Raw genomic sequence first — 18,115 nt, 5'->3', positions numbered from 1 at the left:
AAGGTTCAATCCGGACGGCACTATTGACCGTTTAGTTGAGGAGCGGATTGGAGAATCCCGCCGCGAGCTTGACGAGGTCGGCCTGCCGCGAAACGCCGGTCTTGGCGAACACGCGATGCAGATGCGTCTTCGCCGTCGTCTCCGCGATGCCGAGTGCCGCCGCCGTCTCCGGGACGCCACCGACCTCGACGATCGACAGAAGCACGCGCAGCTCGGCCGGCGTGAGATCGAACGTCCGTGCGATCAGCTCGCCATAGGATGGCCCGCCGAGCGAGACCTTGCGCAGGAGCAGCGCGCCGGCGGCATCGGCCACACGCTCGCTGCCGTTGCGGAGCACGGACGACAGCGGCAGGAGATGCGCGACGTAACGCTCGCCGCCGGGTGAAAGCAGCGGAATCGCGCGGTCCTTCGCGGCAAGCAGGGCCATTTCGCTGCGGGTCGCAAACGCTTCCCGCAGCGTCTGGTTGGCCTCGGCGCTGCAGGTCACGAGCTGCCCGGCAACGGACCCGACGACGTCGTCGGCCGCGAGCAGGGCATGGCCAGCCGAATTCGCGTGAATCACCCGACAAGCGGCATCGAGCAGGAAGATGCCGGACGCCAGATTGTCCAGGACATCCGCCAATGCGGTGGCCAGCGTCAGTTGCGAGGTGACGGCGCGGTTGATCAGCAACGCGCGGCTGGCATGCGGCACGATCAGGGAAAGGCGATGCTTCATCGCCGGGTCCACCATGCGGCGGCCCGACAGCACCGTCATCATCACCGGACAGCTCGCATTCGATTTCTCCAGCACGACATTGGCCGCATCGCTGCAGCCCTGCGGCTGCATCCATTCTTGGTAAAACCGCCCTCTCCTGTATTCGTCGAAATTGACGAGATCCGGAATGCTGACGATCTCGCCGTGCGGCGGCAGCACCGTCAGCGGGTCGAACTTCGAATGAGTCTCGGAATAGAGCTGGATGTAGTGCGGGTCCGCTCCGCAGTAGTAGTGCGTGACGCCGAACTTGCTGATCGAGTCCTTGGAAAACAGCCCGCAGGCCTGTCCGCCGACGAAATCGCGGATGCCGGCAACGACGTTATTCCACCGGGAGGGATCGAGTCCCGCGTCGTAGATGGACGCGACCAATTCGGGCAGCTTCCGTGGTCCATGCATGGTTTGAAATGGCCTGAGTGATCAATATCACCAAGCATACCACTGCCACAGCATACGGCGTCCTCCGATCGGAGGAGGCGCCGGCCGGGCGGATGGGGCCCGGCCGGCGGGCATCGCGTTCAAGCCGCCAGGGCTGATGCCGGCTCAGAACGCGACGCGAACGCCTCCCTTTGCCGTGCCGGTGCGGCTCTGATCGGACATCATCATGCCCTCGACCGCGCCGAACACCGATACGTTGCGGCTGGTGCGATAGTCGAAGCCGAAGCCGGCGACCGCACCGACGGTGCTGCGGCTGCCGGGCGTAACGAAGGACAGGTTCTGCCCGAGCAGTACCGCGTTGATATTGGTGTCGCCGGCGCGCTGGAGCGCGATGATGCCGCCGTGGATGTTGGCCTTGAGCTCGCCGCCGGCCAGGCTCGTCACCCGCGACAGATCGACCTCGCCGCGCTCCTCGAAATCCTGCAGCGTGCGGCCGCCGACCGACAATTCCTGCGCCGAACCGGTTTCGCTGTAGCCGTCGAACCGGCCCGCGACGTAACGCAGCCGCGCAGTCGGCGTCAGCACATAGCCGTTGCCGATGTTGAGCCGGTAGCCGTAGGCGACCTCCGGGCTGATGTACCAGCCGCTGTAGTTCGCGGTCGCCGTCTCCATGCCGCCGACTGCGGCATTGTTCAGCACGAGGCGACGCGATCTGTTGTCGGCATTGCCGCCCTGGATGGTGAAATCGAAGAACTGCGCGGCCCATTCGAAGCGGCTGTAGGCGCCGGCGAATACATAGTTGGTATCGACCGACTGCGAGTTGAGATCGACCGAGAGGCCGCCCTGCCCGCCGCCGAGGAAGGCGCCGACCAGCCAGTCCGGCCGCACCTTGCGGTCGATGCCGATCGCCCCGCCCCAGGCGGTCGAGGTCGCGCGCAGCGTTGCGGCGGTCTCGTCCTGAATGCGCTGGCCGCCAAAGCTGTTGGCCCACACCGTGATCGGCGCCGGGTCAGTCCACAGGCTGCGCGGCGCCTTGGTGAAGGGCCCAGCCTGCACCGTCTCCGGCGCATAGGCCATCGCCATCATGTTGCTGCCGGCTTGGCCGGTGCCACCGTTGAGCCGCCCCTGCAACAGCGAGGACACGCCGCCGGTGAAATCCATCAGCGTGCGGTCGGTCTGCGCCAGCGCGGTCGGATCCAGCGTCGCGAGCGTGGTACCGGAGACGACCGACGGACCGTTGAAGCTGCCACCCGAGATGGTGGTGTTGATGGTCCCCTCGAAGTTGACGAAGGTCGGCAGCTGGATGCTCGTCAGCGACGACACCCGGCTGCTGATCGGCGACAGGTTGACGTTGACGACGTCGGCACCGAACCCGAAATCGACCACGCCGTTGATCTTCGAGCCCGGCAGCAGCGTCAGCGTATCGGCTGCGCTCGTCAGCTTGATCGCGGTGCCGCCGGTGCCGGTGATCGTGCCGGAGTTCGTGATGGTCGCGCCGGCGTTTGAAGAAATACCGTTCGCGCCGATGATGGTGCCGGCGTTGACGACGTTTGCCGTGGACGATACCAGGCCGGTGCCGTTGCTGCCCGTCGCCCGAAGGAGGCCGGTGTTTGTCACGTTGGCCATGTTTGCGCTGATGGCAGCGTCACTTCCGATGATTATTCCGGAATTGATGATATTTCCGACTATCGCAGCGACCCCGCGGCCTCCCGTGATGGTTCCAGCATTTTCGAGATTGACCGTGAGACCACTCAGGCTGAAGCCGATCGGCGACGAAATCAGTCCCGTGTTTGTCACGTTGAGCGTCGCGGCGCTAATCGCGACGGCTCCGGATATGGTACCGCTGTTGACCACGTTTGCAGTGAGGTTCGCGCGAATGCCGGAGTCGGCTCCGGAAATCGTGCCGCTGTTGCGGACGGTTGCGTCGCCGGAATCTGCGATGATAGCAATGCCGCTGCTCCCGTCACCGGCAATGATACCGGCATTGTCGACGATAACGGACGTATTGCCGAACACCGCGACGCCATGAGCGCTGACGCTGCCGCCAGCCAGGTTCGCCAGTTTCACGTTTTCGCCGAAAATGCCCACGAAGCCGCCTTCAATGGTTCCGGAATTGGCGACATCGGCAAGATTGTTGGCGAAGATCGCACCGGCGAGAGACGAGGTCGAGCGGATCACGCCGGCGTTGTTGATGGTGGCGTTGCCCTTGCCCGCTGCGATGTTGCCATCGGCCGTGACGGCGTCGCCGCTCGAGGAGATGACGCCGGTCGCGGTGTTGGTGAGGAACACGTCCCCTGTGCGCGCATCGATCGCGCCTCCCCCGCCGGTGATTGTCCCATCATTGTTGATGATCGCGTCCGTCTGCGCGCGAATGGCCGCGCCATTGGCGTTCGTGTTGCTGATCATACCACCGGCATTGTTGGTCACCGTCACGGTGCCAATGCCCGAGGAGATCGCGTGCTGCTCGCCCTCGATCGATCCGGTGTTCGCGACGACATGCACCTCGCCGGCCAAAATCGCGACTCCACCGGTCATGAGCGCTCTGATGCCTCCGGCATTCGAGACATTTGCCGTCACCGCATTGATGGCAGAGCCGTTCGCACCAACCGACACGATGGCGCCGCGCCTTCCATTGGTCACAGTGACGCCGTTGCCCAGCACGCCGATGTTGATCCCGCCGATGGTGCCCGAGTTAGAGGATACAACAACCTCGCCGGCCGCAATCCCGGCGACAGCAGCGGAAATTTCGCCTGCATTGTCCACGTGCACCTTGCCCGAAGCGCCCGAGGAAATGGCCGTGCCACTTGCTCCGTTCGCAAATATCCTCCCACCCAAGCCGTTGACGATGGTCGCGTCGCTGTCCACCGAGATCCCAACCGCCTCTCCCGCGATGATGCCGGTATTCGAGGTCACGTTCAGTGTACCCGCTTGGATTCCGATGGTGTTGGAACCAATTCCGATGATCGTGCCGGAATTGCTAACGGTGATGGCCCCCCTCACCTCGAGTCCGCTCCCTCCCGCGCCGGCCTCACTCCTGATCGTGCCAGCATTATCGAGGGTCAAGGAGGATGCTACGATAGCGTGGAATCCGCCAATCGTGGCCCCACGAAGGTTCGACACGGTCAAAGCCTTCACACCACGGAGACCAACCGCACTGGTTCCGTCGATGATGCCGGCGTTGATAACGGTATTATCATCGCCGCTCAAGATACCGAAGGCGCTGCCATTAACGTTGGCCCCTGCCTCGATCCGGTAAGTGTTGTTGTGATCGTCAATCGTACCGTAACCGGTATTGCCGCTCTGCTGACTGTCGACGTTGCCGGAACAGACGATCGTCGCGTTGTTCACCGGTGCCACCGGCGTGCAGGCCGCCTCGGCCCGCCCGATCATGAACAGCGGCGCAGCCAGGACCGCCGGCGCAAGAAAGCACATCGACCGCCACGTCAAACGCCATGGTGCAATACCGCTCAGAACCTTCACATTCATTTCTAGTTCCTCGGTCGTCGCCGTCTCGCCCCGCCGGCGTCAGGCACGTGTCACCGACCTCCTCCGATCGGAGGAAGCCGACCAATGCGAGTTGGACTCGCTGAACGCCAAGGTAGAAAGGGTTGCCGCTCCCGACTTGGACGGCAGCGACCGCTTTTCAGCTCAGAACGAACCGATGCCGTTTCGTGGAGCACTGATGCAGAGTTGCGACATTTTCATCCCCCAAATGGATTACGGCTGATCCCAGCCAATTCGCTCCTCGCTCTCCGCCCAGACCGCGGCGCGATAGATCTCGCGTCCTCCGGCATCCCTGACACGGATCCAGGCATCGCAATCGCGCAGATCGTCACGCCAGACGAACAGATGCCGCGCCATCTCGTCGGCAACGACGAACGTGGCCCTGGTCTGCTCGAAGACCATGCCGCCCGGATCGATCTTCACGACGTTGTCGACCAGGAGATCAAAGAAGAAACGATGCATTCAACACTCCAACTGCGCACGACGCATGTCCGTGCGGACTCGAAATCGACACGTCGCTGAAATTCAGTCGCGCGTGGTCACAGCGCTTCGCCGCTCCTGACGCCGCTCGGCGTCGCGCCATAGGCCCGCCGGAAACAGCGGTTGAAATAAGAGAGATCGCCGAAGCCGACGTCATAGGCGATCGAGCTCACCGGCCGCCCGGCGAAATCAGGCTCACGCAGCATGCGATGGGCTCGCTTGAGACGCTGCTCGGTCAGGAAGGACGAAAACGTCTTGCCGTCGGCTTCGAACAGCCGCTGGAGATAGCGCGTGGTCACGCCGAACTCCTGCGCCACGGTCGCGACCGACAGGTCCTGCTGCCAGCAATTATTGACGATGAAGGATTTCACCTTGCGCAGCCGCGCGGCCCTGACGCCGCGCCGCCCGGCCAGTTCGTGAATGTCATCGGTCGCGCCGAGAACGCGCGCCATCAGATCGTGGATATGCGCAACGCCAAGCTGGCGCAGCGCCGGCATTGCGAACGCGCGCTCTCGCACCAGAGACGTCGCATAATCGACCAGCAGCCGAAGTCCGGGGGCATGTTCCGGAATAATGCGCATCACCGCATCGTCGATATCCACGATCATGGGTGCCAGCACCCGCCGCGGCACGCGGATCGACAGACAATTGCCCAGCGAGAGACGCTCGTAGATCGTCACGTCCTCCGCACTCGTCAGAAGCGCGTCACCGGGATGAAGCCGCAGATCCCGTCCTCGCGCGGAGACCTCGACGATGCCTGATCGATTGACCATCAGGCCAAGACTGTCGTCGCCGTCGATGACCAGTTGCTTGGTACGGATGACCCGCGCTCCGACCAGCCCGCCGACCACCAATTGGGCGTCCGGCAAACCATGGGACGTGAGGCTCGCGGCGAACGGCTTTTCGTCCGTTGGCTCGACCTCGGCCTTCAGCACGCCGCGGCGATAGAATTCGCGCAGCAGCGGCACACGCTCGTCTTCGGGAATATCGTCCGTCGAAACATTGAGAATGGAAAATTCGTCCTTGCCGCTCACTGCAATTTCTCCAACCGACAAGCAGGCTCGGCCACGCGCTGTCGTCTCCCCGCACCCCCGTCCGGTGCCGGCGCGCATCGTTCCGTGGCGCACACTGCCCTTCTCGTTCCAGGTGGCGCGATATACGAAAGTCTCAAACGTCACGCGTCCTACGTTCGGAGGACCTGACGGTCCTGCTCATCACAATGGATTGAGATTGCATCATCCGCGCGGCTCGCGCCGTGAAATGAATCACACGGCGTCGTCGTCGCTGCTCGTCCGCTGTGCAAACGGCGCGGTAAATCCGGCCGCGATCTTCACGAGGTCCGCCTGCCTGCCGGCACCCGTCTTTTCGAACAGGCGACCGAGATGCGTCTTCACCGTCGTCTCGGCAATGCCGAGCTTCGCCGCAATGTCGGGAACGCCGCCGATCTCGACAATTGCCATCAATACACGCAATTCGGAGGGCGTCAGCCTGAAAGCCGAGGCGATCGCGCCGGGCACGAGCGAGGGCACCATCGCTGCTTTCTGAACGAGGAGCACCGTCGCCGCGACGTCCCGTGGCAGGCTACGCTCTCGCCTCAACGGAAGAGCATGGATAAGATAGTGCTGACCGTCAGCCGATGTCATGAGTTCGATACGTCGGCGACCGGTCGAATGAGTTTGGTCATCCAAATTTATTTCGAACAGGCTACGGAATATTTTGTCGGCCTGGGTGTTGCGCGCAACGATCCTGTCTCCGACCATCGCGAGCAGATTGGCATCGACGAAAAGCTGCCGGCACGCCGCGTTGGCATGCACGACCCGGCCGTCTGCGTCGAGCAGGCAGATCGCCGTGCTCAGACCGTCGAGCACATCGGCAAGGTCGTCCACGGTATGCGAGCGCGCCCTGATCTGCCGTCCCATGATCCTGGAACGCTGGATGTGAGGCGCGAGCAGGCGCATGCGCTCGCGCATCGAATCGTCGACGGTTCCTCGCGATCGGTGGCGCAACACCTGCAAGACCGTGGTGCGCGTGTCCGACCTTTCGAGCGCGACGGTCGCGAGGTCGATCGCGCCCTGCGGCTCGACCCACTCGCGATAGAAGCTCGTCGCCACGAAATCGGCATGCGGCATGATGTCGGTCACGCCGATGGTCTGCTCGGCGGAGAAAGCGAGATGACGATCGAGCAGAGGATCCTGCTCGACGTATCTGTCGCGATAGAGCTGACGGAAGCGGGATTCGGTTCCAAAATGCTGATGGATCTCGATCGAGAGCCTTGCCGCATCGCGGGACAGGATGGTCGCGGCGCACCCGCCGACGTAATGCGAAACCTGTTCCAGCGCGCCGCTGCGCAGCGCAGGATCGACCGCCGCATCATAGATCTCGCCGACGAGAGACGAGAATCGATTTGCCTGAAGGATCGTCATCGGGGGAACGGTGCGATCGGCGTACTGCCCCGTTGGCAAAAGGGGCTTGCACATTGAAAATTGGTGGAGGCGACAGACCAGTCAACCGTCGCCTTCGACGAGGAAAAGGCAATGCAGCGAGATGCTAAAATATCGAACATCGTCCTTGCGTAACGTCAACCGCAGGGTGCGGCTTGGACGTTTTCGCCAAAGACTAGGATAATTGCGAACAGCGCGCGGACTGTGTGCGTTGTGTCACGCGTTCGCGCGCTGCCGCCGGAGTTGATCGCCGACAGTTCCCGCTGATGCGGCGGTTAGGCTCGGGCGCACTTTCGTTACGACCAGCTCTCGTAGGGTGGGCAAAGGCGCGCAAGCGCCGTGCCCACCCTCTTGCGCCGAATGGAGAGATGGTGGGCACGCTGCGCTTTGCCCGCCCTACGACAGCTGCGCCCGACGCGGTCGCCGGCAATTTACTTCCGATTCTCTTCGCAGAACTTCAGCGCGGCGAGTGCCTCGCCGGCGCGCGGGATCTGCATCTCGATGCTGTCTTCGTCATCGTCCTCGAAATCGAGCGTGAGGCGCCTGGCCTTCGACAGCCGGTCCATGATCGACTGATTGTATTCGAAGATGCCGCGCAGCGTGGTCTTGTCCATGACCTCCCACTTCGCCTTCTTCATGATGTCGGCGTCATCGGTGCCGACATCGGCCCGGAGGATCTCGCCGGGCTTGTCCCACTCCCAGCCGTCATAGATCATCACGATCACGATGGCCTTGTCGGAATAGGTAATGACGATGACGTAGTCGCGGTTCTCGTCATCCTTGTCCTTGTAGCCGCGGCTCGCATTGCAATGCGTATCCTGTGTGCGCTTCTCGATGGTCCAGTCGCCGACCTTGGATTGTTGCGCAAGCGCGAGCCCGGCGCTCAGCCCGATGACGAAGGCGCCCGCGAGCAACGCAGTGGCGAGAAGGAAACGCCTCATGTCAGCCTCCCGCGTGGTCCCCATGCCGACATGACCATCTCTGCCGGCGGCTCGCAAGGGTTTGAAGGCTGGCCGCCGGTGAACGAGCCGGCCCTACGCCCGCCGCGGGATGATCGCGATCGGGGTGAAGGTGTAAACCTCCTCGCCGTTCTGGTTGAACATGGTCCATTTCACCAGCGCGATGCCCTGCGGCTTCGACTTCGACGGCGTCAGACTCATGACCTCGCCGACCAGATGCAGACGGTCGTTGGGCCGAACCGGAATGGTCCAGCGCAGGCCATCGACGCCCGCGCCGATCAATGGATGCGGACCGAACGGGCGGGCCTGGATCGCGAGGTTCATGGCAATCGCGGCAGTGTGCCATCCCGACGCAGCCAGGCCCTTGAACAGGGTCCCCTTGGCGGCCTCGTGGTCGAGATGCATCGGCTGCGGATCGAACTCGGCGGCGAAACGCTTGATGTCGGCTTCGGTGACCGCGACCTCGGGCGATTTGAACCGCATTCCGACCGTGAGATCGTCGAACCACTCGACCTGCGCCATGATTTTGCCTCGCAATATGGTTTGCCGCCCGCCAGGAAAGGCCCGGCTAAAGGACTGAATAAGAGCAGGATGTAACGGGTTCGCAGCGCACAAACCAGTCCGGGGTTCCCCCGCGAAACCCCTTTCCCGATGCGACGAAACACGCCTGAAACAGATCGCCGTTTAAGTGGTTATCAAAATAAATACAGGGACGGCCACCATGCAATTCTTCCTCGACCTCATCCTGGATTATTCCTGCTGCCAGAATCTCGTCGCCCAGCCATTGCGGGAGAATGAGTCATGATCGAGCTGATCTCCGGCCTGCTCGCCCTTTGCAGCATCGGCGTCTTCGCGGCGCATGCAGTGGATGCCTATCGCACCACGCACGACTGACAGGAATCGCCGTGGGTTGGCTTCGCCTCTCCGGAAGGGAGAGGTGAATACTGCGTCTCGTCCATATCTTCGGGCGCTAGAACGGCCGCCGGTAGAAGTGCTCTGAATGCGTCGCCGGCGGAAACCGGTTGGCGAGCGCAAGCGCCCCTTTCTCGTCCGTCTCGAGCGCGACCTTCTGTGCCAGCATCACGTCGCCCGGCACGAGGAAGCCTGACGGGACGAAGCACCATCCCATCGTCGCATGCCCATCGCCATCGATCTCATGGACATTGGCGGCCGTGCCATAATGGATGCGATAGGTCTTTCCGGTATCGCACCCGATGACATCGAAATAGCGGTGCTGCTCGAATTGCGCGCGCTGCACAGGCGACAACCATTCGGCCAACAGCCGGCGCCCGCGGGCATCCGGCGTGTTCTCGCCGAAGAAGCGCCGGTAGAGTTCGCGCAACGCGTGCAGACGCGCACGCGCCGGCGCGCGGAGCCAAACTGCTGCGAACATGAGCAGCTCAGATCAGCCGCCGACCAGGCGGGGATAGAACAACGTTTCCTGCGCGGTCGGGTCGAACGATCTGATACGGGTGACTTCACCGGGCCCGGTTCGGAAGGCGGCGGTAAAGCCGGCTCCGGTCAGCTCACGGAAGCGCTGTTCGGCCCGCGCCAGCGCTTCGGCATTGCCAGGATCAAACTCGTGGCGGGTGTCGCCAGTCTGGTCCATCACGATCTGGGTTGCCATCTTGAGTCTCCTCATGCCCGGCCCTGAACCTGATCAAAGCAAACCTCGTGCCGTCAGTTCCCGACGGCAACAACTTTCTCCTACGCCGGCGCGTTGAATCTGGCGAATCACCTCACCGCGATGCAGCGGCTCCGCCGCCCTCGTCGATCTGCCGGCCCATCAGCGCAATCGCTTTTTGGTAGACGCCTGCAGCATTCCAGGCCTCGATGGCCGCAAAATTCGGCTCGCCCGGCTGGTAACCGGCTCCCGCGCGCCAGCCATGGGCCTTGAGGAAATTCGCCGTCGAGTTCAGCGCGTTGGCGGCAACTTCGAGATTGCCGGTGCCATAAGCCAGGATGTTCTTGGGCATGAACTGGGTCTGGCCGACCTCGCCATGCATAGAGCCCCGGGTTGCCCCCGACAGCGTGCCGCGGTCGATCAGCTTCAGGGCAGCATAGAGTTGGTCGGTGAAGAATTCGGGACGGCGGCAGTCATAGGCGAGCGTCGCGATCGACGAGAGCATGTTCTGGTTGCCGCGCTGGCTGCCGAAACCGGTCTCCATGCCCCAGATCGCGATCAATGGCCCCGGTGGCACGCCGTAACGCTGCTGGATCGAGGCGAACAAGGCGGCCTGCGACTGCTTGAGCTGCCGCCCCTTGGCGACGATCGTGGTGGCGCCGCGCTTGGCGAGGAATTGGTCGAGCGTCAGCGAAAAGCTGCGCTGGCCGCGGTCGGCGGCGATGGTGGCGCTGGCGTAATTGGCCTGCATCAGCGCCCCGAGCGCGGTCTGGCCGATGCCCTTTCCTTGCGCCTCGGCGCTGAACTCGCGCTTCCAGGCCTCGAAGCCGCCAGGCCCGTTGCCGCAGGTGGCGGCCTCGGCGATCGGCGCCAGAGAAAGAAGCAGCGCGGTCGCACCGATCATGGCCGTCGCAACGGTCCTGCCCTTGGTCATTCGTCGTTCCTCTCACTTAAAGGTGCGCGACCGGCTCGCGCGGGCGCATGATCCTACGTCGGCCCTGATCGCTCAAGCCCTCTGGGTACCTTGACACCAGTGTGAACGCCTAACCCTCACCGTCACCGTGAAGCAGGAAATCCACCATGATGCCCTGATGCTGCTGGTACATGTCCGTACCGGTCCCGGTCACGCAGCCGGCCTTTCGAGCCGCCGCGATAAAGGGCGAGACCTCGGGCTTGGTGATGACACAGCCGCAATAGGCCGACGGCGCCAGCCGCCCGACGTCGACCGGCAGCGGATCGCCCTGCTTCATCCCCGCGGGCGTCGCATTGGCGACAAAATCGAAGCCGGCGGGATCCACAGTGCCGGCCCGCACAGACGCTTTGCCGAGCCCGTTGAGCCGGCCGATCAGCGCGTCGCGGCGCTCGGTAGCGCTGTCATGAATGGCGAGCTCGCTCACGCCGGCCTCGACCAGTGCCAGCGCAATCGCCGAGCCAGCACCGCCGGCGCCGACGAGGAGCGCCCGCATGCCGCTGGGATCGATCCCCTTCGCGCGCGCCGCACCAACGAAGCCGAGGCCGTCCACCATGTCGCCGTGCCATGAACCGTCCGCGCGCCGGCGCATCAAATTCACGGTGCGCAAAAAGTGAGCGCGCTCGGTCGCACTGGCGCAGGCCTGATAACAGGCGAACTTATGCGGGATGGTCACGACGATGCCGTCGAGATTTTTCAATCGTGTCGCCACCGAGAGGAAATCGGGCAGATTCGTCGGCGCGACCTGCACAGGCATCAGAATGCCGTCGTGCCCGCGTGCAGCGAAGGCGGCGCTCACGCCGGCCGGCGAGCGCACCTGCGCGATGGGATCGCCGACGATGACGTAGAGCCGCGTCGCACCTGATGGAGCCGGGATCATGTCGTTCAAGCCGAAACCGCCTCTTCAGCTGTTCCCCGGGTCAATTCCAGTCCGTCCAGATTGCCCTCCTTGCGCCACTTTTCGAGCAGCCGCAGGAACGCCACCGGTCCGCGCCAATATTGGCTGTTTCTCGCTGCGATAGGATCGAGCACGCCTTCATTGTTGTAATAGCCGGGCGTGCATTCGGCGAGATAAGTCTGCCGGCCAAGCGCGGCTTTCACGACCTCGTCGACCCAGGCGTTCTCGGCGGCCAGCGTCGGCTCCAGCGTCCGCGCCTTGCGCTTGCGCGCCTCGGCGATGACATAGGCGATGTGCTGCGACTGCTCGTCGATGATGTGCGGGAAGTTGGCACTCTGGCCCGCCTGCACGGTGACGATCAGGAAACAGTTCGGAAAACCGCGACTGTAGAAGCCATGCAGCGTCTTGACGCCGTCACGCCAGCGCTCGGACAGGCTGATGCCGTCACGGCCGTAGATCTCAAAGCCCATGCGGCGCGCGTAATCGGTGCCGACCTCGAAGCCGCTGGCATAGATCAGGCAGTCGAGCTCATAGGCCTTGCCGCCCGCCACGACGGCATTCTCCGTGATGCGCTCGACGCCCTGCCCCCTGGTGTCGACGAGATGCACGTTGGGGCGATTGAAGGTGTCGAGATATTCGTCGTGGAAGCACGGCCGCTTGCAGAACGCCTTGTACCAGGGTTTTAGCGCCGCCGCGGCCGCCTCGTCCTTGACGATGGCATCGACGCGCGCGCGGATCTCCTCCATCTTGCGGTAGTCGGCCTGCTCGATGACCTTCAGCGCCTCCTCCATCGAGGTCACCGGCTGTGGCTGCCGGCGTGGCGCCAGCAGGATCTCGCCGAGCAGGCCGGTCCAGCCGTCCTGCACCAGATCCTGCTCGATCGGCTCGCCTGAAATCACCGCGGTGAAATTATCCATGCGCTCGCGCTGCCAGCCCGGCTTAAGGCTCGTTGCCCAGTCCTGATCCGTCGGCCGGTCGTCGCGCACGCCGATCGCCGACGGCGTGCGCTGGAAGACGTAGAGCTCCTTCGCCGAACGGCCGAGATGCGGCACGCATTGCACAGCGGTCGCGCCGGTGCCGATGATGCCGACGCGCTTGTCTGAGAGACCGGTGAGCCCGCCCTCGGCGGAGCCGCCGGTGTAGCCGTAATCCCACCGGCTGGTGTGGAAGCTGTGGCCCTTGAAGGTCTCAATGCCGGGAATGCCCGGCAGCTTCGGACGGCTCAGCGGTCCACCGGCGAGAATGACGAAGCGAGCGCGGATGCGATCGCCGCGATCGGTCTCGACCAGCCAGCATGCTTCGCCTTCCTGCCATTCCATCCGCGCGATGACAGTCTGAAACAGTGCCCGCTCGTAGAGGCCGAAGTGGCGGCCGATGCGGCGGGAGTGCTCGTAGATCTCCGGCGCCCGCGCATATTTGCGCACCGGCATGTAACCGGTCTCTTCCAGCAGCGGCAGATAGATGTAGCTCTCGGTATCGCAGGCCGCACCAGGGTAGCGATTCCAATACCAGGTACCACCGAAATCGGCGGCCTTTTCCACGATGCGAAAATCATCGATGTCGGCCTCGCGCAGACGCGCCCCGCACAAAAGGCCGCCGAAGCCGCCGCCGACGATGAGCACCTCGGTCTGTTCGCTGACGGCTGTGCGCGCAAATCCGGGATCGGCCCAGGGATCGTCGAGGTAGCGACTGAAACCGCCTGTCACCTCCACATATTGCGCCTTGCCCTCGGTGCGCAGGCGGCGGTCACGCTCGTCGCGATAACGCGAACGGAGCGAGGCAATGTCCATCGTAGAGTCGCCGGCTGTACCGGTCTTGTGTCTTTCCGCTGACATCCATGTCCTCCACGCGAACGCTGCTTCGGATCAGTTAGCCCCGAAAAAGTGACGCATGCAATCGCGCCCATTCTTTTTTGCGTGAACGTCGCGGGACGTTCCGCTACCGTGCCTGCAAATCACAAGCCTACGCCATGCAACGACGTGGCAATCCGGAGGAGACCATGCAGGGATTGATGATGGATATGCCGCTCCTGATCAGCGGCCTGATCCAGTATGCCGCCGACTATCACGGCGAAGCCGAGGTCGTTGCACGCGAGATCGAGGGCGACATCCACCGCTACACCTATGCGGACGCCCATCCGCGCATCAAGCGCATGGCACTCGCCTTGAAGCGGCTCGGCATGACGCAAGGCGACCGCGTCGGCACGCTGGCCTGGAATACGCACCGCCATTTCGAAATGTTCTATGCCGCGCCGGGCATGGGCTACGTGCTGCACACCATCAACCCGCGGCTGTTTCCGGAGCAGCTCGTCTACATCATCAACCACGCCGAGGACCGGCTGCTGTTCATCGACCGCGCCACGCTGCCGTTGGTCGAGGCGATCGCGGCGCAGCTCAAGACGATCGAGGCCTTCGTCGTGATGTCGTCGCGCGAGCGGATGCCGGAGACGAGGCTTGCCAACGTGCATTGCTACGAGGAGCTTCTCGAGAAGGAGAACGACGCCGGCTTCGCCTGGCCGGAGTTCGACGAAAAATCGGCGTCCACCATCTGCTACACTTCGGGCACGACCGGCAATCCCAAGGGCGTGATCTATTCCCACCGCGCCGCGATCTTGCAAACCATGACCTGCTGCAATTTCGACTTCCTGCCAGGACATGTCGAAGGCGTGCGCGAGGTGATGATGCCGATGGCGCCGCTGTTCCACGGCAACGGCTGGAACATGCCGTTCACCGCGCCCTATACCGGCTCAAAACTGGTGCTGCCAGGCCGCAACTACGAGCCCGACAAGCTCTATGAGCTGCTCGAAGGCGAGAAGGTGGCGCTCTCGGCCGGCGTGCCGAGCTTCTGGCTGATCCTGCTGGACTGGCTCGGGCGCACCGGCAACAAATTCTCCACGCTGCGCGCAACGCTCTCATCGGGCTCGGCGCCGCCGCGCGCGATGGTCGAGAAGCTCAAGCGCGACTATGGCGTTGACTACATCCAGGCCTGGGGCATGACCGAGGCCTTGGGCTGCTCGATGCCGAGCCTGCGGCCTGGCTCCGAGCATCTCGGCGACAAGGAAAAATTCGACCGCCGCCAGGTATCGGGCCGCGCCTGCTTCGGCACCGCCTTGCGCATCGTCGATGACGCCGGCAATGAGCTGCCACGCGACGGCAAGACCGTCGGTCATCTGCGCGCGCGAGGCCCGTGGGTCGCCTCCGGCTACATGAAGTTAGATGAAGGCCTCGACCGTGACGGCTGGCTGATCACCGGCGACATGGCGGTGATCGACGGCCAAGGCCACGTCACGCTGACCGACCGCTCCAAGGACGTCATCAAGTCCGGCGGCGAATGGATCTCCTCGATCCAGCTCGAGGATGTCGCCCTGTCACATCCCGATGTGCTTCAGGCCGCGGTGGTCGCGATCAACCACGAGAAATGGCAGGAGCGCCCCTTGCTCCTCGTCGTGCGCAAGAAGGGCGCGACCGTGGACGGCAAGGCCCTGCTCGAGCACATGCGTCCGAAGATCGCGAGCTGGTGGATGCCCGACGCGGTCGAATTCCTGGACGAGTTTCCGATGACCGGCACAGGCAAGGTGCTGAAGTCGGCGTTGCGCGAGAAATTCAGGGAGTATCGCGTGGCGTGACGACACTCGACCGCGTTCGGACAATTCCATGCGCGGTCTTCATCTTTTGGTCAATTCGGGAGCGATATACCGGGACATCGCTAATCCCCTATCGAGGACTCCATGGCGTTTTCCGGATTGGGCCTGCATCTCGGCAATCTCTCGCGCCTGTCGAATGCGCAGACGCGCTCGATCAGCCCCGAGAACTTTTCGGGCGAAAAGGGCAAGGGCGGCATGTCCGTCGACGGCCCCGCCGCACGCCAGGCCCGCGATCTCGGCCAGGGCTGGAAAGTCTCTCCTTACGTCGTCATCGAGCCCGGCGCGACATTCACGCTCGCCGACATCGAAGGCCAGGGCGCGATCCAGCAGATCTGGATGACGCTGGCACGCGGACGTCTCCGTCATTCCATCCTTCGCGTTTACTGGGACGACCAGACGCTGCCGAGCGTGGAATGCCCGGCCGGCGATTTCTTCGCCTGCGGGTGGGAGGAGTTTGCACAGGTGTCCTCGCTCGCGGTCTGCGTCAATCCCGGTCGCGCCTTCAATTGCTATTGGGAGATGCCGTTCCGCAAGCGTGCGCGCTTCACGCTGGAGAATCGCAGCGAGGAGCAGCTCACCGTCTACTACCAGATCAACTACACGCTCACCGAAGTGCCCGAGGACTGCGCCTATTTCCACGCCCAATTCCGGCGCACCAACCCGCTGCCCTACAAGGAGGTCTATACCATCCTCGACGGCATCAGCGGCGCTGGCCATTATGTCGGCACCTACATGGCCTGGGGCGTCAACAACAATGGCTGGTGGGGCGAAGGCGAGATCAAGTTCTTCATCGACGGCGACGGTGCATTCCCGACCATCTGCGGCACCGGCACCGAGGACTATTTCTGCGGCGCCTATAATTTCGATCCCCATGTCGCCCATTCCGGCCAGGGCCCGGAACGCCAATCGCGCTATCAGGAATTCACCACGCCCTATGCCGGCCTGCCCCAGGTGATCCGCCCCGACGGCGTCTACAAGTCGCAGCAGCGTTTTGGCATGTACCGCTGGCACATCCCCGACCCCGTGCGCTTCCGCTCCGACCTGCGCGTGACGATCCAGGCGCTGGGATGGCTGCCCGGCGTCAAGGAAGCAAAATATCTTCCGCTGCAGGACGACATCGCCTCGGTGGCGTTCTGGTACCAGACGCTGCCGACCGCGCCGTTCCCGAAACTGCCCGGCCCGGATTATCTCGAGATCGGCTGATCCTGCCGCCGATCGCGCAAGGAGATCAAAGATGCTCTATCCAATGTCGCCCAAGGTCGCCGAGCTCAAGCGCAAGCTCGAGAGTTTCATGGACCGGCAGATCTATCCGAATGAGGAGCGATTCTATCGCGAGGCGGAGGAGCTCGGGCCGTGGAAAGTCTATCCCGTCGTCGAGGAGCTGAAACCGCCGGCGCGCGCCGAAGGCCTCTGGAATCTGTTCCTGCCGGAGTCGAGCCACGGCGCCGGCCTGACCAATCTCGAATACGCCCCGCTCTGCGAGGTCATGGGCCGCTCGCATCTCGCGCCCGAAGTTTTCAACTGCTCGGCGCCCGACACCGGCAACATGGAGGTGCTGGAACGCTACGGCACGGAGAAAGACAAGGAACGCTGGTTGAAGCCGCTGCTCGCAGGCGAAATCCGCTCCTGCTTCGCCATGACCGAGCCGGCGGTGGCCTCGTCCGACGCAACCAACATCGAAAGCTCGATCATGCGCGACGGCGACCATTACGTGATCAACGGCCGCAAATGGTACACGACCAATGCGACCGATCCGCGCTGCAAGATCTGTATCTTCATGGGCAAGACCGATCTTGACAATGCCGACCGGCACAAGCAGCAGTCGATGATCCTGGTGCCGATGGACACGCCGGGTATCGAGGTCAAGCGCCCCCTCCCCGTGTTCGGTTTCTACGGCGTGCCTGACAGAGCCTCCGAGGTGATCTTCACCAACGTTCGCGTGCCGGAGGAAAACATGCTGCTCGGCGAGGGCCGTGGCTTCGAGATCGCGCAGGGACGTCTTGGCCCCGGCCGCATCCATCACTGCATGCGGCTGATCGGGCTCTCCGAACGCACGCTGGAAAAGATGTGTCGCCGCGTGCGCAGCCGCGTCGCCTTCGGCAAGCCGGTTTCGGAGCAGACGGTGACGCAGGAGCGCATCGCCGAAGCCCGCATCATGATCGAGCAGGCCCGGCTGCTGACGCTCAACGCCGCCTACGCGATGGACACGGTCGGCAACAAGGTGGCGAAAGCCGAGATCGCGATGATCAAGGTCGCCGTGCCCAATATGGCCTGCCAGATCATCGACTGGGCAATCCAGGCCCATGGCGGCGGCGGCACGTCGAACGATTTCGGTTTAACGCAGGCCTACGCGACCGCTCGGCTGCTGCGGCTCGCCGACGGGCCGGACGAGGTGCACCGAAACCAGATCGCGCGGTTCGAGCTGAAGAAATATTCGAACGCGTAGAAGCGATGCTCGCCGAGTTGT

17 protein-coding genes are annotated in these 18,115 nt (G+C 63.4%); 5 read left to right on the top strand and 12 right to left on the bottom strand.

Translation table 11 applies throughout. The features are described 5' to 3' along the window. Positions 1 to 31: 31 nt before the first annotated feature. Positions 32 to 1,150: a helix-turn-helix transcriptional regulator gene (locus tag I3J27_RS15420; RefSeq protein WP_270170704.1), complete on the bottom strand. Its 1,119-nt coding sequence runs from the start codon at positions 1,148 to 1,150 to the stop codon at positions 32 to 34. Positions 1,151 to 1,294: 144 nt separating this feature from the next. Next, complete coding sequence (locus tag I3J27_RS15415; protein WP_270170701.1) at positions 1,295 to 3,664, bottom strand: autotransporter family protein; 2,370 nt, start codon at positions 3,662 to 3,664, stop codon at positions 1,295 to 1,297. Here I3J27_RS15415 and I3J27_RS15410 point away from each other — a divergent pair. Beyond that, positions 3,663 to 4,385, top strand: a complete 723-nt coding sequence (locus I3J27_RS15410; protein WP_270170699.1) for a hypothetical protein — start codon at positions 3,663 to 3,665, stop codon at positions 4,383 to 4,385. The genes I3J27_RS15415 and I3J27_RS15410 overlap by 2 nt on opposite strands. A gap of 60 nt (positions 4,386 to 4,445) precedes the next feature. Continuing rightward, positions 4,446 to 4,856, top strand: coding sequence for a hypothetical protein (locus I3J27_RS15405; RefSeq protein WP_270170692.1), 411 nt, complete (start codon positions 4,446 to 4,448; stop codon positions 4,854 to 4,856). Here I3J27_RS15405 and I3J27_RS15400 read toward each other — a convergent pair. The 10 genes from I3J27_RS15400 to I3J27_RS15355 form a co-directional block, all read right to left on the bottom strand. Then, positions 4,847 to 5,095, bottom strand: coding sequence for a DUF6894 family protein (locus tag I3J27_RS15400; protein ID WP_270170690.1), 249 nt, complete (start codon positions 5,093 to 5,095; stop codon positions 4,847 to 4,849). The two genes, I3J27_RS15405 and I3J27_RS15400, sit on opposite strands and share 10 nt — an antisense overlap. 77 nt (positions 5,096 to 5,172) lie before the next feature. Next, positions 5,173 to 6,147 carry a helix-turn-helix transcriptional regulator gene (locus I3J27_RS15395; protein ID WP_270170688.1) on the bottom strand — a complete coding sequence of 325 codons (975 nt, stop codon included), beginning with the start codon at positions 6,145 to 6,147 and terminating at the stop codon, positions 5,173 to 5,175. A 231-nt stretch (positions 6,148 to 6,378) separates the two neighbouring features. Next, on the bottom strand, positions 6,379 to 7,536 hold the full coding sequence (locus I3J27_RS15390; protein ID WP_270170682.1) for a helix-turn-helix transcriptional regulator: 1,158 nt from the start codon (positions 7,534 to 7,536) through the stop codon (positions 6,379 to 6,381). A 449-nt stretch (positions 7,537 to 7,985) separates the two neighbouring features. Further along, on the bottom strand, positions 7,986 to 8,495 hold the full coding sequence (locus tag I3J27_RS15385; protein ID WP_270170680.1) for a hypothetical protein: 510 nt from the start codon (positions 8,493 to 8,495) through the stop codon (positions 7,986 to 7,988). 93 nt (positions 8,496 to 8,588) lie between these two features. Continuing rightward, the gene (locus tag I3J27_RS15380; protein WP_270170678.1) at positions 8,589 to 9,035 is read right to left on the bottom strand and encodes a MaoC family dehydratase; all 447 of its coding nucleotides are present in this window, start codon (positions 9,033 to 9,035) and stop codon (positions 8,589 to 8,591) included. A 448-nt stretch (positions 9,036 to 9,483) separates the two neighbouring features. Further along, positions 9,484 to 9,906, bottom strand: a complete 423-nt coding sequence (locus I3J27_RS15375) for a hypothetical protein (RefSeq protein ID WP_270170676.1) — start codon at positions 9,904 to 9,906, stop codon at positions 9,484 to 9,486. 12 nt (positions 9,907 to 9,918) lie between these two features. Continuing rightward, positions 9,919 to 10,140, bottom strand: coding sequence for a hypothetical protein (locus I3J27_RS15370; protein ID WP_151642305.1), 222 nt, complete (start codon positions 10,138 to 10,140; stop codon positions 9,919 to 9,921). Positions 10,141 to 10,252: 112 nt separating this feature from the next. Then, entirely contained in the window at positions 10,253 to 11,071 is an 819-nt protein-coding gene (locus I3J27_RS15365) for a lytic murein transglycosylase (protein ID WP_270170672.1), read from the bottom strand. Positions 11,072 to 11,180: 109 nt separating this feature from the next. Continuing rightward, entirely contained in the window at positions 11,181 to 11,987 is an 807-nt protein-coding gene (locus I3J27_RS15360) for a shikimate dehydrogenase family protein (protein ID WP_270172795.1), read from the bottom strand. A gap of 5 nt (positions 11,988 to 11,992) precedes the next feature. Further along, a complete protein-coding gene (locus I3J27_RS15355; RefSeq protein WP_270170670.1) occupies positions 11,993 to 13,840 on the bottom strand; it encodes a flavin-containing monooxygenase in 1,848 nt (615 codons plus the stop codon). Between the two features lie 164 nt (positions 13,841 to 14,004). On the opposite strand from I3J27_RS15355, the gene I3J27_RS15350 reads away from it, so the two are divergent. The 3 genes from I3J27_RS15350 (at position 14,005) to I3J27_RS15340 (ending at position 18,094) form a co-directional block, all read left to right on the top strand. After that, positions 14,005 to 15,630 carry a long-chain fatty acid--CoA ligase gene (locus I3J27_RS15350; RefSeq protein ID WP_270172793.1) on the top strand — a complete coding sequence of 542 codons (1,626 nt, stop codon included), beginning with the start codon at positions 14,005 to 14,007 and terminating at the stop codon, positions 15,628 to 15,630. A 102-nt stretch (positions 15,631 to 15,732) separates the two neighbouring features. Further along, the gene (locus I3J27_RS15345) at positions 15,733 to 16,851 is read left to right on the top strand and encodes a glycoside hydrolase family 172 protein (protein WP_270170667.1); all 1,119 of its coding nucleotides are present in this window, start codon (positions 15,733 to 15,735) and stop codon (positions 16,849 to 16,851) included. 31 nt (positions 16,852 to 16,882) lie between these two features. Then, complete coding sequence (locus tag I3J27_RS15340) at positions 16,883 to 18,094, top strand: acyl-CoA dehydrogenase family protein (protein ID WP_270170661.1); 1,212 nt, start codon at positions 16,883 to 16,885, stop codon at positions 18,092 to 18,094. Positions 18,095 to 18,115 lie beyond the last annotated feature (21 nt).

This window comes from Bradyrhizobium xenonodulans (assembly GCF_027594865.1).
Taxonomy (GTDB): Bacteria; Pseudomonadota; Alphaproteobacteria; order Rhizobiales; family Xanthobacteraceae; genus Bradyrhizobium; species Bradyrhizobium xenonodulans.
This window is presented reverse-complemented; position numbering and strand designations above follow the sequence as displayed.